Origin of the sequence: Polaromonas sp. UBA4122 (assembly GCA_002381615.1) — a bacterium.
GTDB lineage: Bacteria > Pseudomonadota > Gammaproteobacteria > Burkholderiales > Burkholderiaceae_C > Polaromonas.
Window position 1 is genome coordinate 1 of sequence record DFWY01000030.1, and the last position, 6401, is coordinate 6401.

Annotated in this window: 4 protein-coding genes; all 4 read left to right on the plus strand. The window is 58.7% G+C overall.

Translation table 11 applies throughout. The features are described from left to right. Positions 1-275 precede the first annotated feature (275 nt). Positions 276-3020, plus strand: coding sequence for a pyruvate dehydrogenase (acetyl-transferring), homodimeric type (gene aceE, locus B3F77_RS04330; protein ID WP_293603770.1), 2745 nt, complete (start codon positions 276-278; stop codon positions 3018-3020). A gap of 45 nt (positions 3021-3065) precedes the next feature. Next, entirely contained in the window at positions 3066-4715 is a 1650-nt protein-coding gene (gene aceF, locus B3F77_RS04335; protein ID WP_293603771.1) for a dihydrolipoyllysine-residue acetyltransferase, read from the plus strand. Next, on the plus strand, positions 4712-5302 hold the full coding sequence (locus B3F77_RS04340) for an MFS transporter (RefSeq protein WP_293603772.1): 591 nt from the start codon (positions 4712-4714) through the stop codon (positions 5300-5302). The genes aceF and B3F77_RS04340 overlap by 4 nt, the downstream gene beginning before the upstream one ends. Next, a partial coding sequence (locus tag B3F77_RS04345; protein WP_293603773.1) for an FAD-dependent oxidoreductase occupies positions 5299-6401 on the plus strand: 1103 nt, incomplete at its 3' end. The genes B3F77_RS04340 and B3F77_RS04345, both read left to right, overlap by 4 nt.

The following is a 6401-nucleotide window of genomic DNA, read 5'->3' on the forward strand; positions in this document are numbered from 1 at the left end:
GCAGGCTCGGGAATGGTTTTGGTACCCCCAATTTTTCGATCGAAGTGTTTCTTTTCACGTTGTGACACAGCCTTGGGGATTTGATGTCGTTTTAAATTTCTTAATGTGAAATCAATATGCACAATTTGAAATTTAGGAAATAATATGAGAAACTAGAAACTTCAATCTAATTTGCGTTAAAAACACGCCTTGGACACAAGTGTGTACGCAGCCCCCCCGCGAGGCTGTGTTGCAGGTTAACAAGCTCACAAGCATTAGTAATTCAGGAGACAAAAATGGCTGCCAACCCAATCGAAGCAAACCAAGCAAACCAAGCAGGTGCAGACAACTTACGCGCTGCTGCCAACGATGCGCTGGACAAAGACACGCAGGAAACCCGGGAGTGGATGGATGCACTGTCGGCGGTGATTGAAAGTGAGGGCCCTGAGCGCGCCCACTTTCTGCTGGAGCAACTGCTTGAGCATGCGCGCCAGAGCAGCATTGACATGCCGTTTTCGGCCAATACGGGCTATGTGAACACGATCGAGGTTGATCAGGAAGAGCGCTGCCCCGGCAATATCGAAATGGAGGAACGCTTGCGTGCCTACATGCGCTGGAATGCGATGGCCATGGTGGTCAAAGCCAATCGCCATCACCCGGTGGACGGTGGCGATCTGGGCGGGCACATTGGCTCGTTCGCGTCGCTTGCGCACATGTTTGGCGCGGGGTTCAACCATTTCTGGCATGCCGAGAGCGAAAACCATGGCGGCGACTGCCTGTTCATTCAGGGCCACTCGTCGCCGGGCATTTATGCCCGCGCCTACCTCGAAGGCCGCTTGTCGGAAGAGCAGTTGCTCAACTTCCGCCAGGAAGTGGACGGCGAAGGCCTGTCAAGTTATCCGCACCCGAAGCTGATGCCCGAGTTCTGGCAATTCCCCACCGTTTCCATGGGCTTGGGACCGCTGATGGGGATTTATCAGGCGCGCTTTTTGAAGTACCTGCATGCCCGTGGCATCGCCGATACCGCGAACCGCAAAGTCTGGGTGTTTTGTGGTGACGGGGAGATGGACGAAGTGGAAAGCCGGGGTGCCATCGGCCTGGCGGCGCGCGAGAAGCTGGACAACCTGATTTTTGTGATCAACTGCAACCTGCAGCGCCTTGATGGTCCGGTGCGCGGCAATGGCAAGATCGTGCAAGAGCTGGAAGCCGAGTTTCGTGGCGCGGGATGGAACGTTATCAAGCTGCTGTGGGGTAATAATTGGGACCCGCTACTGGCGCGCGACAAAGAGGGCGCTTTGCGGCGCCTGATGATGGACACGCTGGACGGCGACTACCAGTCCTTCAAAGCCAACGACGGCGCCTACGTGCGCAAGCACTTCTTCGGCCGTGACCCGCGTACGCTGGAAATGGTGGCCAAGATGAGCGACGACGATATCTGGCAATTGCGACGGGGTGGGCACGACCCGCAAAAGGTGTACGCCGCCTACCATGCTGCCGTCAAGCACGAAGGTCAGCCGACTGTGCTGCTGATCAAGACCGTCAAGGGTTTTGGCATGGGCAAGATTGGTGAGGGCAAAAACACCGTGCACCAGACCAAGAAGTTAACCGACGAAGTCATCAAGACCTTCCGCGACCGCTTTAATATTCCGATACCGGACAGCCAGCTGGCCGATATTCCGTTCTACAAGCCGGCCGACGACATGCCCGAGATGCGCTATCTGCATGAGCGCCGCAAGGCTCTCGGCGGCTACCTGCCGCACCGCCGCACAAAGTCCGACGAACAGTTCACCGTGCCGTCGCTTGAAACCTTCAAATCGGTGATGGATCCCACGGCCGAAGGCCGCGAAATCTCGACCACGCAAGCGTATGTGCGCTTTCTCACGCAGCTGCTGCGCGATCAGGCGCTGGGTCCGCGCGTGGTGCCCATTCTGGTGGACGAGGCACGCACTTTTGGCATGGAAGGCCTGTTCCGGCAGATCGGCATTTACAACCCTGAGGGCCAGAAATACACCCCGGTCGATAAAGACCAGGTGATGTACTACAGGGAAGACACGAAGGGCCAGATCCTGCAGGAAGGCATCAACGAGGCCGGCGGCATGAGCAGCTGGATCGCAGCAGCCACCTCGTACAGCACCAACAACCGGATCATGATCCCGTTCTATGTGTACTACTCGATGTTCGGTTTTCAGCGCGTGGGCGACTTGGCCTGGGCGGCCGGCGACATGCAGGCCCGCGGCTTCCTGCTGGGCGGCACCTCGGGCCGCACCACGCTGAACGGCGAAGGCCTGCAGCACGAAGACGGCCACAGCCAAATCCTGGCGGGCACCATTCCGAACTGCATCAGCTACGACCCGACCTTCGCGCATGAGGTGGGCGTGATCCTGCACCACGGCCTGAAGCGCATGGTTGAAAAGCAGGACAACGTGTTTTATTACCTCACGCTGCTCAATGAAAACTACCCCATGCCGGGCCTTGCTGCGGGCACTGAGGAGCAGATCATCAAAGGCATGTACCTCTGCAAGGAAGGCGTGAAGCTCACGCCGCGCGTGCAGTTGCTGGGCTCGGGAAGCATCCTGCGCGAATCGATTGCCGCGCAGGAGTTGCTGGAGAAGGAGTGGGGCGTTGCCGCCAACGTGTGGAGTTGCCCGAGTTTCAATGAGCTGGCCCGCGATGGCCAGAATACCGAGCGCTGGAATCTTCTGCACCCATTGGAGACGCCGCGCGTGTCTTTCGTAGGCGAGCAGCTTGAAAAGCACACCGGCCCCGTGGTGGCGTCAACGGATTACCTGAAGGCCTATGCCGAACAGATTCGTTCCTTTATTCCCAAGGGGCGAACCTACAAAGTGCTGGGTACGGACGGCTTTGGCCGAAGCGACTTCCGCAGCAAACTGCGCGAGCACTTTGAAATCGACCGTCACTACATTGTGGTTGCGGCCCTGAAAGCACTCAGTGAAGAAGGCACGGTGCCAAGCGCCAAAGTGGCCGAAGCCATCAAGAAATACGGCATCAATGCCGACAAGATCAATCCTCTTTACGCTTGATGTGAAACTTTGACGTAGAAGCCTGAAGCAATTGGAGACAAAAACATGGCATTGGTAGACATTCAAGTTCCTGACATCGGGGATTTCGACGAAGTGACGGTCATTGAACTGCTGGTCAAGCCAGGCGATACCGTCAAGGCCGAACAATCGCTGATCACCGTAGAGTCCGACAAGGCCTCCATGGAAATTCCGTCCAGCCACGCCGGCGTTGTCAAGGAACTCAAAGTCAAGCTCGACGACAAGGTCAAGCGAGGCTCGCTCGTGCTGACACTGGAAGTGGCAGGCGCCGAAGCCATTCCCGTACCCGCCCCGGCTCCTGCCGCTGCGGCCCAGCAAGCGCCTGCTGCTGCAGCACAAGCGCTGCCAGCCAGTCAATCAACCCCGGCTTCTGCAGCGACCGCTCCGGCTGCCGCGGCCAGTGGCCCCATCGAAGTGCGCGTGCCCAATATTGGCGACTTCAAGGATGTTGCTGTAATCGAGGTGCTGGTCAAGGTCGGCGATAGCATCAAGGCCGAGCAGTCGCTCGTCACGGTGGAATCCGACAAAGCCTCCATGGAGATACCGTCATCCGCCGCGGGTGTACTCAAGGAACTCAAGGTCAAGCTGGGCGATATCGTCAATATAGGGGACTTGCTGGCCATACTGGAGGGTTCGGCTGCACCCGTTGCCGCTACCGCTGCCGCGCCGGCCGCCTCCGCACCCGCCGTGGCGACTGCCGCCATGCCCGCTCATGAGTCCACGGCACTACCGCAAACTGCTTTGCCGCATGCCTCTCCCTCCGTGCGCAAGTTTGCCCGCGAACTGGGCGTACCACTGGCTGAGGTCAAGGGCAGGGGCCCCAAAGGCCGCATCACGCTGGATGATATTCAGGCCTTCACCCAAGCTGTGATGACCGGTAGCACCCGCACCCAGGCGCAGGCGGCCAAAGCGCCCGCGCCTTCCGTGGGTGGTGGCGGTGCCGGGCTCGACCTGCTGCCGTGGCCCAAGGTGGACTTCACCAGGTTTGGCCCGGTCGAGCGCCAGGATCTGCCACGCATCAAGAAGATCAGCGCCGCCAATCTGCACCGAAACTGGGTGATGATTCCGCACGTCTGCAACCACGATGATGCCGATATCACCGACCTGGAAGCCTTCCGTGTCCAGATGAACAAGGAAAACGAAAAGGCGGCCATCAAGATCACCATGCTGGCGTTCCTGATCAAGGCCTCGGTGGCTGCGCTCAAGAAGTTTCCCCAGTTCAACGCGTCCCTCGACGGCGACCAGTTGGTGCTCAAGCAGTACTACCACGTCGCGTTTGCTGCCGACACGCCCAATGGCTTGGTAGTGCCCGTCATCAAGGATGCCGACAAAAAAGGCATTGTGCAAATTTCGCAGGAGATGGGCGAACTCGCCAAGAAAGCGCGTGATGGCAAGCTCAGCCCGGCAGACATGTCGGGCGCATGCTTCACCATTTCGTCGCTAGGTGGCATTGGCGGGCGTTACTTCACACCCATCATCAATGCCCCCGAGGTCGCCATACTGGGCGTCTGCAAGAGTCAGATGGAACCGGTTTGGGATGGCAAGACCTTCCAGCCGCGCCTGATGCTGCCGCTCAGCCTGAGCTGGGACCACCGCGTGATTGACGGCGCCGCCGCTGCGCGTTTCAACGCCTACCTGGGCCAGATACTGGCGGATTTCCGCCGCGTTCTCCTATGACAACTTTGGTGGTGGTGAAAAAGGCGGGGCAGGTGGCCATTGCCGCTGATACCCGGGTCACTTTTGGCGATACCAGCCTGAGCCACCGGTTTGAGGCCAACAGCAAGATATTCAAGGTCGAAACGCCTGCGGGGTTGAGCTATGTTGGCATGGCCGGTACGGTGGCGCACTTTCCCGCGCTGCGCAAGGTCATGGCGGCGCTGCCCAAAGAGCAGCTCAAGCTGGGCAGCAGCGACGAGGTGTTTGACACCTTCGTCAAGCTGCACCCCTTGCTGAAAGAAACGTTTTTCCTGCAGACCAAGGAAGACGACAACGACCCCTATGAGTCCAGCCAGTTCACCGTGGTGATCGCCAATGCGAGCGGGATCTATGGCCTGTATAGCTATCGTGAAGTTTTTGAGTTCAAGGAATTCTGGGGTATCGGTTCGGGCCGCAGTTTTGCGCTGGGTGCCATGCACGCCTGCTGGGACAAGGCCAAAACCGCACGCGAAGTGGCGCTGGCGGGCCTGAATGCCGGCTGCGAGTTCGACAAAAATTCTGGCGGACCGGTTGAAGTATTTACCCTCAAATTGAAAGCCTCCAAATGAGCGCATCCACAAGTCTGATCGATATCAAGGTACCGGACATCGGTGACTTTGACGAAGTGTCCGTGATTGAAGTGTTGGTCAAGGCCGGCGACACCATCAAGGCCGAACAAAGCCTGATCACGGTGGAAAGCGACAAGGCGTCGATGGAAATCCCCTCGTCGCAAAGTGGCGTGGTCAAAGAGCTCAAGGTCAAGCTGGGCGACAAGGTCAAGCAGGGATCCGTGGTTCTGACGCTGGAGGTTGCAGGCGCTGCAGCCTCAACCCCGGAATCGGAGCAAAAACAAGCAGTAGCCCAAGCAGAACGGGCGCAACCAGCTATTAAAAGTGTAGCAACTTCTCCTGCTGTGCCAGCGCCTGCCGCGGCCAGTTTCAGCGGCTCGGCCGATCTTGACTGCGATCTGCTGGTGCTGGGTGCAGGCCCGGGCGGTTACTCAGCCGCCTTCCGTGCGGCCGACCTCGGTTTGAAAGTCGTGCTGGTCGAGCGCTACGCAACGCTGGGCGGTGTCTGCCTGAACGTCGGTTGCATTCCGTCCAAGGCGCTGCTGCATGTGGCAGCGGTAATGGACGAGGTCAAGCACTTTGACAGCTTGGGCGTGAGCTTTGGTGAACCCACGCTGGACATCAACAAGCTGCGCACGCATAAGGAAAAAGTCGTCGGCAAGCTGACGGGCGGGCTGGCCGCCATGGCCAAGATGCGCAAGGTCACCATCGTGCGCGGCTATGGTGCCTTCGTTGGCACCCACCATGTGGAGGTGGAGGAGACCATCGGCACCTCGCAGGAAAAGACTGGCAAGAAGCAGACCATTGCATTCAAGCACTGCATCATCGCGGCAGGCTCGCAGGCAGTGCGCCTGCCCTTCATGCCCGAAGATCCGCGCGTGGTGGATTCGACCGGCGCCCTGAACCTGAAAAAAGTGCCCAAGCGCATGCTGATTTTGGGCGGCGGCATCATCGGTCTGGAAATGGGTACGGTGTATTCCACCCTGGGGGCACGTCTGGACGTGGTTGAAATGATGGACGGCCTGATGCAGGGTGCTGACCGTGACCTCGTGAAGGTCTGGCAGAAGTTGAACGCGCCGCGTTTTGACAACCTCATGCT